This is a genomic window from Cellulomonas sp. P4_H12 (assembly GCF_056400905.1).
Genome location: NZ_JBFUKJ010000009.1, coordinates 1 through 14,338 on the forward strand (window position 1 = coordinate 1; position 14,338 = coordinate 14,338).

General features: G+C 73.0%; 15 protein-coding genes and 1 tRNA gene. 14 read left to right on the forward strand and 2 right to left on the reverse strand.

Features of this window, described 5'->3' with window-relative positions; all coding sequences use genetic code 11:
• From AC1DQC_RS06530 to AC1DQC_RS06570, 9 genes are all read left to right on the forward strand, one after another.
• The coding region (locus AC1DQC_RS06530) for a pseudouridine synthase (protein ID WP_477050409.1) at positions 1-925 on the forward strand (925 nt) is incomplete at its 5' end.
• A complete protein-coding gene (locus AC1DQC_RS06535) occupies positions 922-2,031 on the forward strand; it encodes a prephenate dehydrogenase (RefSeq protein ID WP_477050410.1) in 1,110 nt (369 codons plus the stop codon). The genes AC1DQC_RS06530 and AC1DQC_RS06535, both read left to right, overlap by 4 nt.
• Positions 2,013-2,720: a (d)CMP kinase gene (gene cmk, locus AC1DQC_RS06540; RefSeq protein ID WP_477050411.1), complete on the forward strand. Its 708-nt coding sequence runs from the start codon at positions 2,013-2,015 to the stop codon at positions 2,718-2,720. The genes AC1DQC_RS06535 and cmk overlap by 19 nt, the downstream gene beginning before the upstream one ends.
• Positions 2,717-3,400 carry a lysophospholipid acyltransferase family protein gene (locus AC1DQC_RS06545; RefSeq protein WP_477050412.1) on the forward strand — a complete coding sequence of 228 codons (684 nt, stop codon included), beginning with the start codon at positions 2,717-2,719 and terminating at the stop codon, positions 3,398-3,400. The genes cmk and AC1DQC_RS06545 overlap by 4 nt, the downstream gene beginning before the upstream one ends.
• 12 nt (positions 3,401-3,412) lie before the next feature.
• A complete protein-coding gene (locus tag AC1DQC_RS06550) occupies positions 3,413-4,213 on the forward strand; it encodes a class I SAM-dependent methyltransferase (protein ID WP_477050413.1) in 801 nt (266 codons plus the stop codon).
• 56 nt (positions 4,214-4,269) lie between these two features.
• The gene (gene der / locus AC1DQC_RS06555) at positions 4,270-5,745 is read left to right on the forward strand and encodes a ribosome biogenesis GTPase Der (RefSeq protein ID WP_477050414.1); all 1,476 of its coding nucleotides are present in this window, start codon (positions 4,270-4,272) and stop codon (positions 5,743-5,745) included.
• Positions 5,742-6,785 carry a hypothetical protein gene (locus tag AC1DQC_RS06560; RefSeq protein ID WP_477050415.1) on the forward strand — a complete coding sequence of 348 codons (1,044 nt, stop codon included), beginning with the start codon at positions 5,742-5,744 and terminating at the stop codon, positions 6,783-6,785. Before der ends, AC1DQC_RS06560 begins: the two co-directional genes overlap by 4 nt.
• Before the next feature lie 27 nt (positions 6,786-6,812).
• Positions 6,813-6,886 (forward strand) — tRNA-Pro (locus tag AC1DQC_RS06565).
• Positions 6,887-7,230: 344 nt separating this feature from the next.
• The gene (locus AC1DQC_RS06570) at positions 7,231-9,345 is read left to right on the forward strand and encodes a SpoIIE family protein phosphatase (protein WP_477050416.1); all 2,115 of its coding nucleotides are present in this window, start codon (positions 7,231-7,233) and stop codon (positions 9,343-9,345) included.
• A 60-nt stretch (positions 9,346-9,405) separates the two neighbouring features.
• On the opposite strand, the gene AC1DQC_RS06575 is transcribed toward AC1DQC_RS06570, so the two are convergent.
• On the reverse strand, positions 9,406-10,236 hold the full coding sequence (locus tag AC1DQC_RS06575; protein WP_477050417.1) for an alcohol dehydrogenase catalytic domain-containing protein: 831 nt from the start codon (positions 10,234-10,236) through the stop codon (positions 9,406-9,408).
• Positions 10,237-10,385: 149 nt separating this feature from the next.
• Here AC1DQC_RS06575 and AC1DQC_RS06580 point away from each other — a divergent pair, with 149 nt between their 5' ends.
• The 4 genes from AC1DQC_RS06580 (at position 10,386) to AC1DQC_RS06595 (ending at position 13,186) form a co-directional block, all read left to right on the forward strand.
• Entirely contained in the window at positions 10,386-10,763 is a 378-nt protein-coding gene (locus tag AC1DQC_RS06580; protein WP_477050418.1) for a winged helix-turn-helix transcriptional regulator, read from the forward strand.
• Between the two features lie 244 nt (positions 10,764-11,007).
• The gene (locus AC1DQC_RS06585) at positions 11,008-11,655 is read left to right on the forward strand and encodes an ArsR/SmtB family transcription factor (RefSeq protein WP_477050419.1); all 648 of its coding nucleotides are present in this window, start codon (positions 11,008-11,010) and stop codon (positions 11,653-11,655) included.
• A 1-nt stretch (position 11,656) separates the two neighbouring features.
• Entirely contained in the window at positions 11,657-12,373 is a 717-nt protein-coding gene (locus AC1DQC_RS06590; RefSeq protein ID WP_477050420.1) for an SRPBCC family protein, read from the forward strand.
• A 192-nt stretch (positions 12,374-12,565) separates the two neighbouring features.
• Positions 12,566-13,186, forward strand: a complete 621-nt coding sequence (locus tag AC1DQC_RS06595; protein ID WP_477050421.1) for a dihydrofolate reductase family protein — start codon at positions 12,566-12,568, stop codon at positions 13,184-13,186.
• 100 nt (positions 13,187-13,286) lie between these two features.
• Here the strand turns inward: AC1DQC_RS06595 and AC1DQC_RS06600 are convergent, their stop codons facing one another.
• Positions 13,287-13,499: a hypothetical protein gene (locus tag AC1DQC_RS06600; protein ID WP_477050422.1), complete on the reverse strand. Its 213-nt coding sequence runs from the start codon at positions 13,497-13,499 to the stop codon at positions 13,287-13,289.
• A gap of 236 nt (positions 13,500-13,735) precedes the next feature.
• On the opposite strand from AC1DQC_RS06600, the gene AC1DQC_RS06605 reads away from it, so the two are divergent.
• Positions 13,736-14,164: an iron chaperone gene (locus tag AC1DQC_RS06605; protein ID WP_477050423.1), complete on the forward strand. Its 429-nt coding sequence runs from the start codon at positions 13,736-13,738 to the stop codon at positions 14,162-14,164.
• Positions 14,165-14,338 lie beyond the last annotated feature (174 nt).

Genomic DNA, 14,338 nt, shown 5'->3' on the forward strand with positions numbered 1-14,338 from the left:
GGGTGGCGCCTCGCGCGGCACGACCGGCGGCGCCTCGCGTGGAGGTCCCGGCGGTTCGTCGCGCAGCGGCGCCTCGCGTCCGAAGACCGGCGGCGGCTACCCCCGCAGCGGCGGCGCCGGTCGACCGCGCAGCGACGGTGCGTCGAGCCGGCCGTCGAAGCCGAGCCGGACGCCCGAGGTCACGATCGACGTCCACGACCCGGACGGCACGCGACTGCAGAAGGTGCTGGCGGCGGCGGGCCTCGGGTCTCGTCGTGCCTGCGAGAACCTCATCGCCGCCGGCCGGGTGACCGTCGACGGGAACAAGGTGCTCGAGCTCGGCGTGCGCGTCGACCCGCTCACGGCGGTGATCCACGTCGACGGCATGCGCGTGCAGCTGGACTCGTCGATCATCACGATCGCGCTGAACAAGCCCAAGGGCGTCGTCTCGACGATGCACGACCCGGAGGGCCGGCCGTCGATCGGGCAGTTCGTCGCGGACCGCGAGGAGCGGCTGTTCCACGTCGGGCGCCTCGATGCGGAGACCGAGGGACTGATCCTGCTGACCAACGACGGCGACCTGGCCAACCGGCTGTCGCACCCGTCGCACGGCGTTACCAAGGTCTACCTGGTCCAGCTCGACGGGCGCGTGACCCCGTCGCTGGGCACCCGGCTGATCAAGGGCGTGGAGCTCGAGGACGGCCTGGCCAAGATCGACAAGTTCCAGATCGTGCAGACCACCCCGCAGGCCAGCCTGGTGGAGATCGAGCTGCATGAGGKCCGCAACCGGATCGTGCGACGGATCTTCGACGAGGTCGGCTTCCCGGTCACGCAGCTGGTCCGCACGCAGATCGGGCCGATCCGCCTGGGCGACCTCAAGCCGGGCCGGACGCGCGTGCTGTCGAAGACCGAGGTGGGCTCCCTCATGGCGCGGGTGGGCATGTGACGCTGGCGACGCGAGGGCCGGTGCGGATCGTCGGCACCGGCCTGCTGGGCACGTCGGTGGGCCTCGCGCTCACGACGAACGGCGTCGACGTCGTCCTGCACGACCCGTCGCGGACCGCGCTGGCGCTCGCCCGGGACGTCGGCGCCGGACGGCCGGCGCGGCCGGACGACGTGCCGCCGACCCTCGTCGTCGTCGCCGCACCGCCGGACGTGACCGCCGACGTGGTCCGCGCCGAGCTCGAGGCCTACCCCGACGCCGTCGTCACCGACGTCGCGAGCGTCAAGGGCTACGTGCTGGCCGAGCTCAAGGCCGCCGGCGCCGACCTCGCGCGGTACGTGGGCTCCCACCCCATGGCTGGCCGCGAGCGGTCGGGCCCGTCGGCGGCGGTCCCGGACCTGTTCCTGGGCCGGCCGTGGGTGATCACGGACTCGGGCGCGTCGAGCCCGGACGCCGTCCTGGCCGTCCGATCGCTCGCCGTCGACCTCGGCGCCGTGCCGGTGACCATGGACGCGGACGCGCACGACGCCGCCGTCGCCGCGGTCTCGCACGTGCCGCAGGTCGCCGCGAGCCTGGTCGCGGCCCGCCTCCGGGGTGCCGACGACGCCGCGCTGGGCCTGGCAGGCCAGGGCCTGCGGGACGTGACCCGGCTGGCCGGTTCGGACCCCGCGCTCTGGACCTCGATCCTCGCGGCGAACGCCGCCGCGGTGCGCGACGTGCTGGTGGACCTGCGCGCGGACCTCGACGGCGTGATCACCGCGCTCGGCCAGGCGGCCGCGGCGGACGGCCCGGAGACGGTGGAGCTCGGCGCCCTGGCCACGCTCGCGCAGGCGATCGCCGACGGGAACGCCGGCGTCGCCCGGATCCCCGGCAAGCACGGCGGCGCGCAGCGCACCTACGCCGTGGTCACGGTGCTCGTCCCGGATGCGCCGGGAGAGCTGGCGCGGCTGCTCACTGAGGTGGGCGAGGCGGGCGTCAACCTCGAGGACCTGGTCCTCGAGCACGCCGCCGGCCGGCCGGTCGGCATGGCGCAGATCTCGGTGCTGCCCGGCAGCGTGGAGCACCTCGAGGCGGAGCTCACGGCCCGCGGATGGAGACTGGTGAGTTGAGCACGGCGATCGTCATCGCGATCGACGGACCCTCGGGGTCCGGCAAGTCGAGCGTCTCGCGCGGGGTGGCGACCGCGCTCGGGCTCGCGTACCTGGACACCGGGGCGATGTACCGCGCGGCCACCTGGTGGTGCGTGCAGCGCGGCGTGCCGCTCACGGACCACGACGCGGTCGCGACGGAGGTCAGGGCGTTGCCGCTGGTCATGGGCACGGACCCGGCCCGCCCGACCGTGCACGTCGGCGGGGTCGACGTCGGTGCGGCCATCCGCGAGACCGCGATCTCGGCCGCCGTCAGCGCCGTCGCGACCAACCTCGACGTGCGCGCCGAGCTGGGGCGCCTGCAGCGGGCGGCCATCGACGAGGCGCGCTCGGGGGCGGGGATCGTCGCCGAGGGCCGCGACATCACGACGGTGGTCGCGCCCGACGCCGACGTGAGGGTGCTGCTGACCGCGAGCGAGGACGCTCGGCTGGCCCGCCGCGCGCGGGAGCTGCACGGCTCCGCCGACGCCGACGCCGTGGAGGCGACGCGCGACCAGGTGCTGCGGCGCGACGCCGACGACTCGACGGTCGTCCAGTTCCACGTCGCCGCCGACGGCGTCGTCACCGTGGACTCGTCGCACCTCGACCTCGACCAGACCGTGCAGGCGGTCCTCGACGTCGTCGAGTCGGTCGTCGGCCCGCGCGCGTGAGCACCGACGGCCCGTCGCCGCGCGGGCCACGCTGGTCGCGCTGGATCGGCCGGTTCCTGGCCCGGGTGGTCTGGAACACGGAGGTCGTGGGCGCCTCGCACGTGCCGCAGGACGGTCCGGTGCTCCTCGCTGCGAACCACACGGGCATCGTCGACGGCCCGATCCTGCACGGTGTCGCGCCGCGGCCGTCGCACGTGCTGGTCAAGGAGGAGATGTTCTGGGGGCCGGTCGGGACGGTGCTGCGGGCCGCCGGTCAGATCCCCGTGGACCGCGAGGGCGGACGCACGGCGCTGACCAGCGCGCTGGCGGTGCTCCGCCGCGGCGGGCTCGTCGGCGTCTTCCCGGAGGGCAACCGTGGCCGCGGCGACGCGACGAGCGCCCGTGCCGGGATCGCCTGGCTCGCGCTGAACGGCCACGCGGTGGTGGTGCCCGTGGCCGTGCTGGGCACCCGGCGCACGGGGGAGTCGGTCAACCACGTGCCCGGTCTGCGGCGCCGGCTCGCGATCGAGTTCGGGCAGCCGCTCGTCATCGAGCGCGCCCCCGGCACATCGGGCAAGGTGGCCCTGGTGGAGGCCAACGAGGCGATCCGGGTGGCCCTCGCCGAGCTCGTCGACAGTGCCGTCGCCCGCACCGGGCTGGTGCTGCCGACGGACGACCCGAACCGCGAACGCACGCTCTGACGGAGGTGCCCGGTGACCTGGGAGTGGGACGAGTCGCTGTTCGCCGGGACGGCTGCGCACTACGCGGTCGGTCGCATGCCCTACCCGCCCGCACTCGTGGACGCCGTCCGTGACGCGCTCGGGCTGGACGGCACCGGCCGGCTGCTCGACGTCGGGTGCGGCCCCGGTTCGCTGACCATCCTCCTGGCGCCGCTGTTCGCCGAGGCGGTGGGCGTCGACGCGGACCCCGAGATGGTCGCGGAGGCGCGCCGGGCGGAGCCGTCGATCGAGTGGCGCCGGCTGCGCGGCGAGGAGCTGCCGGCCGACCTGGGCATCTTCCGCGCAGTGGTCTTCGCGCAGTCGTTCCACTGGATGGACCAGCCCCTGGTCGCGGACCGCGTCCGGGGGATGCTCGAGGAGGACGGCGCCTGGGTGCACGTGGGCGCGACGACCCACCGCGGGGTCGAGGACGCCCGGGCGCTCCCGTTCCCGAGGCCCCCGTGGGACCGGATCGACGCGCTCGTCGCCTCGTACCTCGGTCCCGTGCGGCGCGCCGGCGCCGGGACGCTGCCCGACGGGACGCGCGGCGGCGAGGAGGACGTCATGCGCGCCGCCGGGTACCGCGGGCCGCAGCGCATCGTCGTCCCGCGGGGCGAGGTGGTCGAGCGGACCACCGATGATGTCGTCGACGCCGTCCTGTCGCTGTCCGGGTCAGCGCCGCACCTGTTCGGCGACCGGCTCGGCGCGTTCGTCGACGACCTGCGCGACGTGCTGGGCGCGGGGCCGTTCGCGGAGCGCACGAGGGACGTCGAGCTCGTCATCTGGCGGCCGTGACGGGACTCTCGCCCTGGTCGTCGCCTCGCGGTCGGTACACAGGGGACAATGGGAGCATGACTGAGCCCGATCCCGCCCTGGTGCTGCCCGACGAGACCGGCGACGCCGACCGCGAGCGGGCGCTGCGCGCGGGTCTCACCGACTACGAGCTGGAGGACGAGGACCTCGCGCTCCTGCACGCCGGTGACGTCGGCGAGCTCGGCGAGGAGCCGGTCATCGTCTTCCCGGTGCTCGCCGTGGTCGGCCGCCCGAACGTCGGCAAGTCGACCCTGGTCAACCGCATCCTCGGCCGCCGCGAGGCCGTCGTCGAGGACAAACCGGGTGTCACCCGCGACCGCGTGAGCTACCCCGCCGACTGGTCCGGCAAGCGGTTCACGCTCGTCGACACCGGCGGCTGGGAGGTCGACGTCGCCGGCATCGAGGCGCGCGTGGCCCAGCAGGCCGAGGTCGCGATCTCCCTGGCCGACGCCGTGATCTTCGTGGTCGACGCCACCGTGGGCGTCACCGAGACCGACACCCAGGTGGTCCGGCTGCTGCGCAAGGCCGGCAAGCCGGTGGTGCTCTGCGCCAACAAGGTCGACGGCCCCGCGGGCGAGGCGGACGCCGCCAACCTCTGGTCGCTCGGCCTGGGCGAGCCGTTCCCGGTCTCCGCGCTGCACGGCCGCGGCACGGGCGACCTGCTCGACGCCGCGATCGAGGCGCTGCCCGAGGTCTCCGCGCACGGCACGCCGATCCCCGACGGTCCCCGCCGCGTGGCCCTGGTGGGCCGGCCGAACGTCGGCAAGTCCTCGCTGCTGAACAAGGTGCTCGGTGCCGAGCGCGTCGTCGTCGACTCCGTCGCCGGCACCACGCGGGACCCGGTGGACGAGCTGGTCGCGCTCAAGGGCAAGCCGTGGGTGTTCGTCGACACCGCTGGGATCCGCCGCCGCGTGCACCAGACGTCGGGCGCCGACTTCTACGCCTCGCTGCGCACCCAGGCCGCGATCGAGAAGGCGGAGGTGGCGGTCGTGCTCGTCGACGCCTCCGTGAAGCTCACCGAGCAGGACACGCGCGTGATCACGCAGGTCATCGAGGCGGGCCGCGCCCTGGTCATCGCGTACAACAAGTGGGACCTCATGGACGAGGACCGTCGCCCGTTCCTCGAGCGCGAGATCGAGCAGGACCTCGTGCAGGTGCAGTGGGCGCCGCGCGTGAACATCTCCGCCAAGACCGGCTGGCACACCGACCGCATGGTCCCCGCGCTCGAGCGGGCGCTGGACTCGTGGGACACCCGCATCTCGACCGGGCGCCTCAACGCGTTCCTCGGCGAGCTGGTCGCGGCCCACCCGCACCCGCTGCGCGGCGGCAAGCAGCCCCGCATCCTGTTCGCCACGCAGGCGTCCACGCGGCCGCCGCGCTTCGTCATCTTCGCGACCGGCTTCCTCGACCCCGGCTACCGCCGGTACATCGAGCGCCGCCTGCGCGAGACGTTCGGCTTCGAGGGCACGCCCATCTCGATCTCGGTGCGGGTCCGGGAGAAGCGCAAGCGGTGACCGCCGAGGGGCCCGTGCGGCGGCGACGGCCACTGCTGAGGCTCGGGCTGCCCCGCGACCCCGCGTCCAGCAGCCACATCACCGGCTTCCTGGTGATCACCCTCGCGACGGTCATCCTCACCCGCCTGCTGCTCGACCTGACCGGGTTCCCGCAGCTGGGCGGCGGGGGAGTGCACGTCTCCCACGTGCTGTGGGGCGGCCTGCTGATGGCGCTGGCGTTCATCGTGCTGATGACGTTCATCGGCCCGGTGGTGCGCCGGTTCGCCGTCCTGCTCGCCGGCGTGGGCTTCGGCCTGTTCATCGACGAGATCGGCAAGTTCGTCACCGCCGACTACGACTACTTCTGGGCGCCGACGGCCGCCATGATCTACCTCGTCGTCATCGGCCTCGGCCTGTTCGCGGACGTCCTGCAGCGCCGGCACCCCCGTGACCCCGCCGAGTTCCTCGCGGCCGCGGCGGACCAGGCCGTCGCGGGCCTGGCCGGCGGCTTCAGCGCCCGCGAGCGGACCCGGGCCCGCTGGTACCTGTCCCGCGCGGGCGACGTCCCGGGTGCCGACGAGGTGCGCGCGCTGCTCGACTCGGTGGAGCACGACGCCGTCGAGCTCCCGGACCCCATCGGCGCCACGTCCCAGTGGATCGTGCGCGCGTCCCGCTGGCTGGTGCGGGCGCGCTGGGTGCCGTGGGTCACCGTCGCCGTGCTGGTGCTGACCTCCGCGGTGACGCTCGGGCGGGGCATCTACGGCTGGACCGCCTCCGACGACGAACCGGCCTGGCTCGTGGTCGGCATCCTGCTCAGCGGCCTCGCCTCGACCGCGTTCGCCGTGGTGGGCCTGGTCCGCGTCCGCACCGACCGCGAGGCGGGCTACCGGTGGTTCCGCCGCGCCGTGCTGGTGGCCCTGCTGGTGACGCAGATCTTCCTGTTCCGGCTGTCGCCGTGGGACGCGACGATCGGCCTCGTGGTCGACCTCGCCATCCTGGCGGTCGTCGCCGCCGAGCTCGACGTGATCGCCGGTGACAGGAGCACCTCGCCCGTGGGGTAGAGTTTCCGAGGCTTCTGCGGAGGCCATCGGGCTGTGGCGCAGCTTGGTAGCGCACTTGACTGGGGGTCAAGGGGTCGCAGGTTCAAATCCTGTCAGCCCGACAGTGAAAGCGCAGGTCAGGGGCTTCTAGGGTCGTCCTAGCAAGCCCCTGACCTTCTCTTTTTGGCCCGGCGGGAAGCATCTCGGGGAACATCTCGCCGCGGAGGCAGATGGATGTCCGCGTTCCTGGATCAGCGACGGGCTGGTCCGCGGCCGGGTTGTTGGCAGCCGTGGCGGCGACAACCCGGCGCCCCGCGAGCGCGCGGAGGCCCCGCCGGCAGGCGAGCCGACCGACCGCACGAACCCGGCCGTCATGCCGGACGCTCGCCGCTGCGGGGTCGTATTCCCGCCGGGAACGGGCCGAACCCGTATCGTGCGGACCTACAGCACCCTGAGAGGCAGGCCGATGACGGACGTCGACGCCGGAGACCTGCCTTCCGTCGCGCCCGCGGATCCCGAGGCGGCACTGGCCGAGCTCGCGGCGCGGTACGAGGCGGACCGCATGCGCTGGCAGCTCGCCGTCAGCGCCGGGGGGGTCGGGAGCTTCGACTGGGACCTCGTCTCCGGCCGGCTCGACTGGGACGATCAGCTGCTCGAGATCTTCGGCATCGCGCGGGAGGACTTCGGGTCCACGATCGAGGCGTTCAACGCCGCGCTCGACCCCGACGACCTGCCGCGGGTGAGTGACGCGCTCCAGGCCGCGATCGCCACGTGCACGCAGTACGTCGCCGAGTACCGCGTGATCCGGGGCGACGGCTCCGTGCGGTGGGTCAAGGCGCGGGGCATGGCGCTGGCCGGTCCGGACGGGACGGCCGTGCGGCTCATGGGGGCCGCGTACGACACCACCGCCGAGCGGGATGCCGAGGCGCGGGTCGACCGCATCCTCGAGACGATGCCGGACGCCTTCTTCCTGCTCGACGACGAGTGGCGGTTCACCTACGTCAACGCCGCCGCGGAGCACCTGCTCGGCAGCACGCGGGACGCGCTGCTGTCCGTCGTCGTCTGGGACGCGTACCCGCACTGGATGAGCTCGGACCTCGAGCGCGAGTGCCGCGAGGCCGTCGCGGCCCGGGCGCCGGGCCTCTTCGAGACATTCGTCGCCGATCCGGTCGACCGCTGGTGCGAGGTTCGGGCATGGCCGGGCCCCGACGGCCTGTCGGTGTACCTCGACGACATCTCGGAGCGTCGTCGCGCGCAGGACGAGGTGCGCACGGCACGCGCCGCGGCCGAGGACTCGTCGCGACGGCTGGGCCTGCTCGCCCAGGTGAGTGACGACCTGAGCTCGACGCTCGAGACGGAGGAGGCGGTCCGCCGCCTGGCGGCCCACCTCGTCCCGACGTTCGGCGCATGGTGCCTCGTCACCATGTCCGAGGACCACCGCCAGCTGCGCGACATCGCTGCCTGGCACACCGACCCCGCGATGCGCGACACAGTGAACACGTACGCGGCCCTGCGCATCGACGCGCTCGCGCCGGACGCGTACCTGTTCCGCACGATGCGAACGGGCGAGCCGATCGTCATCCACGACGCGACCGAGTCGATCAGCGGCGTGCTGTCGGGCCGCGCCCGCGACGTGCTGCGCGAGCTCGCGCCGAGCACCGCGTACGCCATCCCGATGCGCGCGCGTGATCGCACGGTCGGTGCCATCACCGTGTTCCTCGACGAGGGGCAGCCAGGGCTGGCGCCGCAGGACGTGGCACTCCTGGTGCAGCTGGCGGACCGGGCGGGCATGGCCCTGGACAACGCGCGGCTCTTCGGGCGTCAGCGTGAGATCGCGGTGGCTCTGCAGCGCTTGCTGCTCTCGTCACCGACGCCGTCGGAGGACCTGCACGTCGTCGTGCGCTACGTCGCGACCGCGGAGGCGGCGCAGGTGGGCGGCGACTGGTACGACGCGTTCACGCAGCCGTCGGGCGAGACGGTGGTCGTCATCGGGGATGTGATGGGGCACGACACGCCCGCGGCCGCCGCGATGAGCCAGCTGCGCACGCTGCTGCGCGGCATCGCGCACACCGGCGGCGGGACGCCCGCGCAGGTGCTCACGTCGCTCGAGGACGCCGCCCGCGCGCTGGGCATCGACGCGATGGCGACAGCCGTCGTCCTGCGGCTCGAGGAGGCCGACGACCAGGTCGGCGTCATGACGCTGCGCTGGACGAACGCCGGCCATCTGCCGCCGCTGCTCATCGCGCCCGACGGCACGGTGACGGAGCTCGACGCCCCCGCGGAGCTCCTGCTGGGCCTGCGCGCCGGGACGCTGCGCACCGACCACGTCATGCGTGTGCCTCGCGGCTCGACGGTGCTGCTCTACACCGACGGCCTCGTCGAGCGCCGGCGCGAGCACCTGCGCGTCGGGCTGGACCGGCTCGTCGCCCAGGTCGCCGAGCTCACGCGAGCCGACGGGGCGGCTCGCGCCGGGCTCGACCTGGACGGCCTCGTCGACGAGCTGCTGCGGCGGCTGGTCCCCGAGAGCGAGGCGGACGACGACGTCGCGGTCCTTGCCGTGTACCTCGAGCCCCGGAGCTGACGGCGCCGGCAGCCGCGGTGCAGACGCGGTCGTGGTGCGCGCGACCCGCACGGGTCCCGGTCACGGTACGAGAAGCCAGCGCCCTCGAGATCCCGACTCCCTCTCGGCACTCCGGTAGGCGGCCGCCACGTCCGCCAACCGCGACCTGCCGGCGATCCGGACGGGGACGTGGCCCGTGCCGGCCAGCGGGAGGAGCTGGGCCAGGCCAGCGCCGTCCGCGCGGACGAGCACGGTGTGGACCGTGATGCCTCGCTCAGGTGCCTGCTCCTGCGCCGGCTTGAAGCCGACGTACCGCCCGCCATCACGAACGGCGGACAGCGCCGGCCCGTGCAGCGCGGCGGCGTCGAGCACCGCGTCATAGGTTCCAGCGAGCTCGTCGACGACCCGCACTGCCCTCGTCGCCGACTCGGTGCCTGGCCGGACCAGCGCTGTCACCGACCACCCGTCCCGTTCCGCCAGCTCGGCCAGCCACCCGCCGACCGCGCCCGCCGCACCCGTGATCAGTAGCGTCCCGCGCTCACGCCCGAGCAGGTCGAGCGACTGCCGGGCCGTGAGCGCGCTCAACGGCACCGCAGCAGCAGCCTCCAGGTCTAGTCCTTGGGGCACGACGGCGACCGATGTCGCGGCCACGACAACTTCCTCCGCGTGCGCTCGCACGGGCGCCGTGATGTCCACCACGAGCCCTGCCACCTGGTCGCCGACGGCGAGCACGCTGACCTCGCTGCCGACGTCGATCACGGTGCCGCTGAAGTCGAAGCCGAGGCCGACCTGCTCCGGCAGCCCCAGCACGTCGTGGTGGCGCGCGACGAACGCGTCGAAGTAGGTGAACGCCGCCGCGGCGACCGCGACGCGCACGTGGCCCTCGTCGAGCGGCTGTCGGTCGACCTGCACGAGCTCGGGCTGATTCGAGTCGTGACGAGAAACGATCGCTTTCATGTGATGCCTCCGGGCGTAGGTGCTTGACGCCACTCACTATTGGAGAGTTACTCTCCAACCGGAAGAAGGCACGACAAAGTCGGTACCGAACCTCGAGGTAAGCCATGCCTGCTGAGCAGCGCGAACGCGGGTACGACGTGTTCGATGCGCACTGCCCGAGCCGCCGTCTGCTCGACACGATCGGTGACAAGTGGGCGAGCCTCGCCATCGTGGCGCTCGGACTGGAAGGCCCCTTGCGCTACACGGAGCTCTCCCGACGGATCGCGGGCGTCAGCCAGAAGATGCTCACGCAGACCCTGCACCACCTGGAACGAGACGGGCTGCTGACCCGCACGGTGACACCGTCGGTGCCTGTGCGCACCGACTACGAGCTCACACCCCTGGGTCATTCACTGGTCGAGACGATCAGCGTCCTGCATGGATGGGCCGAGCAGCACATGCACGAGGTGGACTTGGCCCGCGTGGCTTACGACGCGCGCTGAGGAGTCACCCGGCGACCCGACCCTGGCAGGACGGTCGGTTATCGGCCGGGCAGGTCGCCGCGCGCGAGCAGCCCGAGGACCTGGCTGAGCGGCAGTGTCAGCGGGCGCGTTCGCCACGACTGTCGCGTTCGTGACGCGCTGTCGTTCTCGTCTGCGGCGCGGGCGGTCGCGAGAGCGAGCACGGGACACTCCCGACAGTGTTTGGTTTCTTGACACGGATTCTTTTCAATGCGACGGTGGGCGCATGCTGGATGTCACCGTCATCGAGGATCCGGCCGTCGCCGAGGCGGCGCTGGACCCGATCCGCGCGCGCATCCTGGCCGCCCTGGCCACACCGGGATCTGCATCGTCGCTGGCGGAGCCGCTCGGGCTGTCCCGGCAGCAGGCGAACTACCACCTGCGCATGCTCGAGGGGCACGGGCTGGTCGTGCTGGTCGAGGAGCGCCGCAAGGGCAACATGACCGAGCGCGTGCTGCAGGCGACTGCGGCGTCGTACGTGATCTCGCCGGTCGCGCTGCCCGCCGTCGCGCCCGACCCCGACCGCCTGCGCGACCAGCTGTCCGCGCAGTGGATGCTCGCGCTCGGCGCCCGCATGGTGCACGAGGTGGGCACCCTGCTGGCCGGCGCCCAGCAGGCGGGACAGCGGTTGGCCACCTACGCGGTCGACGGGACCGTGCATTTCTCGTCGGCAACCTCGCGCGCGGCCTTCGCCGACGAGCTGTCCGTGACGCTCGGCGACCTTGTTGAGAAGTATGACGACCCCGCAGCACCCGGCGGTCGGGAGCACCGGCTGGTCGTCGCGCTGCATCCGGCGCTCAAGCCGGCTCCCGACGCACTCCCGGACGACGCGCGCACGATCGCCACCACCACAGCCACCCATCAGGAGCACTGACATGTCCCGTGAGTTCGAGATCGTCCGCGAGCACGACGTCGACGCCCCGCCGGAGGAGGTCTGGGACGCCCTGACCACCGGCATCGGCGGCTGGCTCTGGCCGATGGAGTACGAGCCCCGCACGGGTGGCAAGGCGCCGTTCGACGGGGTCGTCGCTGCCTGGGACCCGCCGCACCACCTGGTCGGCCGGAACGACGGTCCGCACGGCTGGTTCAACCAGGTCGAGGAGGTGCTGACGCCGCTTCCGGACGGCCGCACCCACCTGCGGTACGTGCACTCCGGTGTCTTCGTCGACGACTGGGACAACCAGTACGACGGCGCCGGCCAGCACACCGACTTCTACCTCGCCACGCTGAGCTCGTACCTCGCGCACTTCTCGCGGCGCCCCGTCACCTACTCCTCGACGGATGCCCCCGCGGCCTCGAACACCCGGGACGGCTTCGCGAGGCTTCGTGCCGCGCTCGGCCTGGCCGACGATGTCGCCGTCGGGACCGAGGCAACCGTCAGCCTCCCGGGCGGGGACGCCGCCGTGGTGGTCGACTACGCGCAGCCGAACTTCCTGGGCCTGCGCACGCAGAGCGCTCTCGTCCGGTTCTTCGGTCGCAACGCGTTCGGCGCGCCGGTCGGCATCGCCGTCCATGACTTCGCCGACGACGCCACCGCGAGCGAGACGACCACGGCCGACTGGTCGGACTGGCTGGCCAAGGTCTACGCGTGAGCGCGGCGTCGATGGCGCCCGATCGTCGCGACGGCGGCCGCGGCGGTGCCGTCTCGCTCGCGCCGTTCGCGGTGCGCCGCGAAGGGCCGCTGACGTGAGCACGGAAGCGACCCGGCCCGGCGACCGGAAGCGGTTCGGTCGGTGGGCAGCTCCCCGGCGCGGCCGGGATATCGACCACGACAAGGAGTACTGATGGCACAGATCGTCTCTACGCTGTTCATATCGCTCGACGGGGTCGTCGAGATCGACCCGACCTGGCACTTCCCCTACTTCGACGCCAGCATGGGCGCGGCCGTGGGCGACGACTACGCCGACGTCGACGTCCTGCTCTTCGGGCGCGTGACGTACGACAGCTTCGCCGGCGCCTGGCCCGACCGGGAGACCGCCGGCGGCCCGGACGCGACGTTGGCGAAGCAGCTCGGGGTCCTCCGAAAGATCGTCGCGACCGGTGGGTCGCAGGACCTTGGCTGGCGCAACGCCGAACGCCTGGAGGGCGAGCTGCTGGCGGTCGCCTCCGCGCTGCGGGCCGACGACGGCATCAGCAAGGTCCTCGTGCCAGGGTCGATCTCGGTGGTGCGCCAGCTGTTGGCGGCGGGGCTCCTCGACGAGCTGCGCCTCCTGGTCCACCCCGTAGCGGCGCGCACCGGCGAGCGGCTCTTCGACGAGGGCGAGCCCATCTACCCGCTGACCCTCCTACGCTCCGAGGTCTTCCCGTCCGGTGTGGTTCGGCTGATCTACGCACCGAGCGAGCTCCCTCGCGCGGCCGGCTACGACGACGTCACCAACGAGGTTCCCGGCGCGAGCGACACGTGAGTCGCGGACCGTCCACCATCGGCCCCGGCCGGAAGTCGCGAGACTCCGCCGGGGCTGATGTGTCTCGCTCCACTCTCCGAGCCCCCGACGGCGCGGCTCGTCAGGACTCGCTCTTCGCGCCGCGTCTGCGGACCCAGACCGACGTGGTCGTCATGACGAACGACGCGGCGACGAACCAGGACGCGACCGTCCGCGTGAGGATCGCGAACAGGACGGCGGCCACCGCAAAGCCGGTGAGCGCCCAGAGTGCTGGAAGGGACGGGGTCCAGAGCGGCAGCACAGGCGTCGTGGCGTTGGGCTTGGGCTCGGCCATGGGCTGATCGTCGCACCGTCCTCATCGTCGCGTCGGGAATCGCTCGTCCATGAGTGGGGGATCATCGGCGACCCGCGTCCGCCGGCATGACCGGCACTGGTGGGCGTGGGTGCCCGCGGACGGGCTCCGCCCGGCGTAGGGCGGGCTCCGCCCAGAAGGTTCCTGACCCGGTGCTGTCACACCGTCCCGGCGGCGAACGTCAGGTCGGTGACAGCTTCCCCAGGAAAGGAATCGCCATGACGAGCACGACCGAGACCACCGAGGGTTTCACCGCCGCCGAGCGCGCCGCCATCAAGGACCGCGCCAAGGAGGTGCGCGCCAAGGGCAAGAAGGCCGACGGGCTGACCGACCTGCTCGAGAAGGTCGCCGAGATGGAGGACGCGGACCGGGCCATGGCCGAGCGGCTGCACGTCCTCGTCACGGACGCCGCGCCGGAGCTCGAGCCGAAGACCTGGTACGGCATGCCGGCCTACGCCAAGGACGGCAAGGTCGTGCTGTTCTTCAAGCCGGCGGCCAAGTTCAAGAACCGGTACGCGACGCTCGGCTTCAGCGACGCCGCGGCACTCGACGACGGCCCGATGTGGCCGGCGGAGTTCGCCCTGGCCCGGCTGACCCGCGCCGCGGAGGAGCAGATCACGGCGCTCGTGACCCGGGCGATCGGCTGAGCGTCGCCCCCTGGGCGCCCGACTTTCCTACGGGCGCCCAGGGGAGGAGCGCGGCGCCCACGTCAGCGACGGGCTCGCCGGCCCGACGGGCAAGCTCCTGGGCCGCCGCGGTCGCCGCGATCAGTGGGACTGGTGGTGGAGGGCCGCGGGTCTCGACGAGAACGCCGGCCGCCA

Coding starts and splice junctions, on each gene's coding strand:
- cmk (WP_477050411.1), top strand. CDS start 2,013: ATGGAGACTGGTGAGTTGAGCACGGCGATCGTCATCGCGATCGACGGA.
- AC1DQC_RS06590 (WP_477050420.1), top strand. CDS start 11,657: ATGTCCCGTGAGTTCGAGATCGTCCGCGAGCACGACGTCGACGCCCCG.
- AC1DQC_RS06600 (WP_477050422.1), bottom strand. CDS start 13,499: ATGGCCGAGCCCAAGCCCAACGCCACGACGCCTGTGCTGCCGCTCTGG.
- der (WP_477050414.1), top strand. CDS start 4,270: ATGACTGAGCCCGATCCCGCCCTGGTGCTGCCCGACGAGACCGGCGAC.
- AC1DQC_RS06595 (WP_477050421.1), top strand. CDS start 12,566: ATGGCACAGATCGTCTCTACGCTGTTCATATCGCTCGACGGGGTCGTC.
- AC1DQC_RS06605 (WP_477050423.1), top strand. CDS start 13,736: ATGACGAGCACGACCGAGACCACCGAGGGTTTCACCGCCGCCGAGCGC.
- AC1DQC_RS06585 (WP_477050419.1), top strand. CDS start 11,008: ATGCTGGATGTCACCGTCATCGAGGATCCGGCCGTCGCCGAGGCGGCG.
- AC1DQC_RS06570 (WP_477050416.1), top strand. CDS start 7,231: ATGACGGACGTCGACGCCGGAGACCTGCCTTCCGTCGCGCCCGCGGAT.
- AC1DQC_RS06580 (WP_477050418.1), top strand. CDS start 10,386: ATGCCTGCTGAGCAGCGCGAACGCGGGTACGACGTGTTCGATGCGCAC.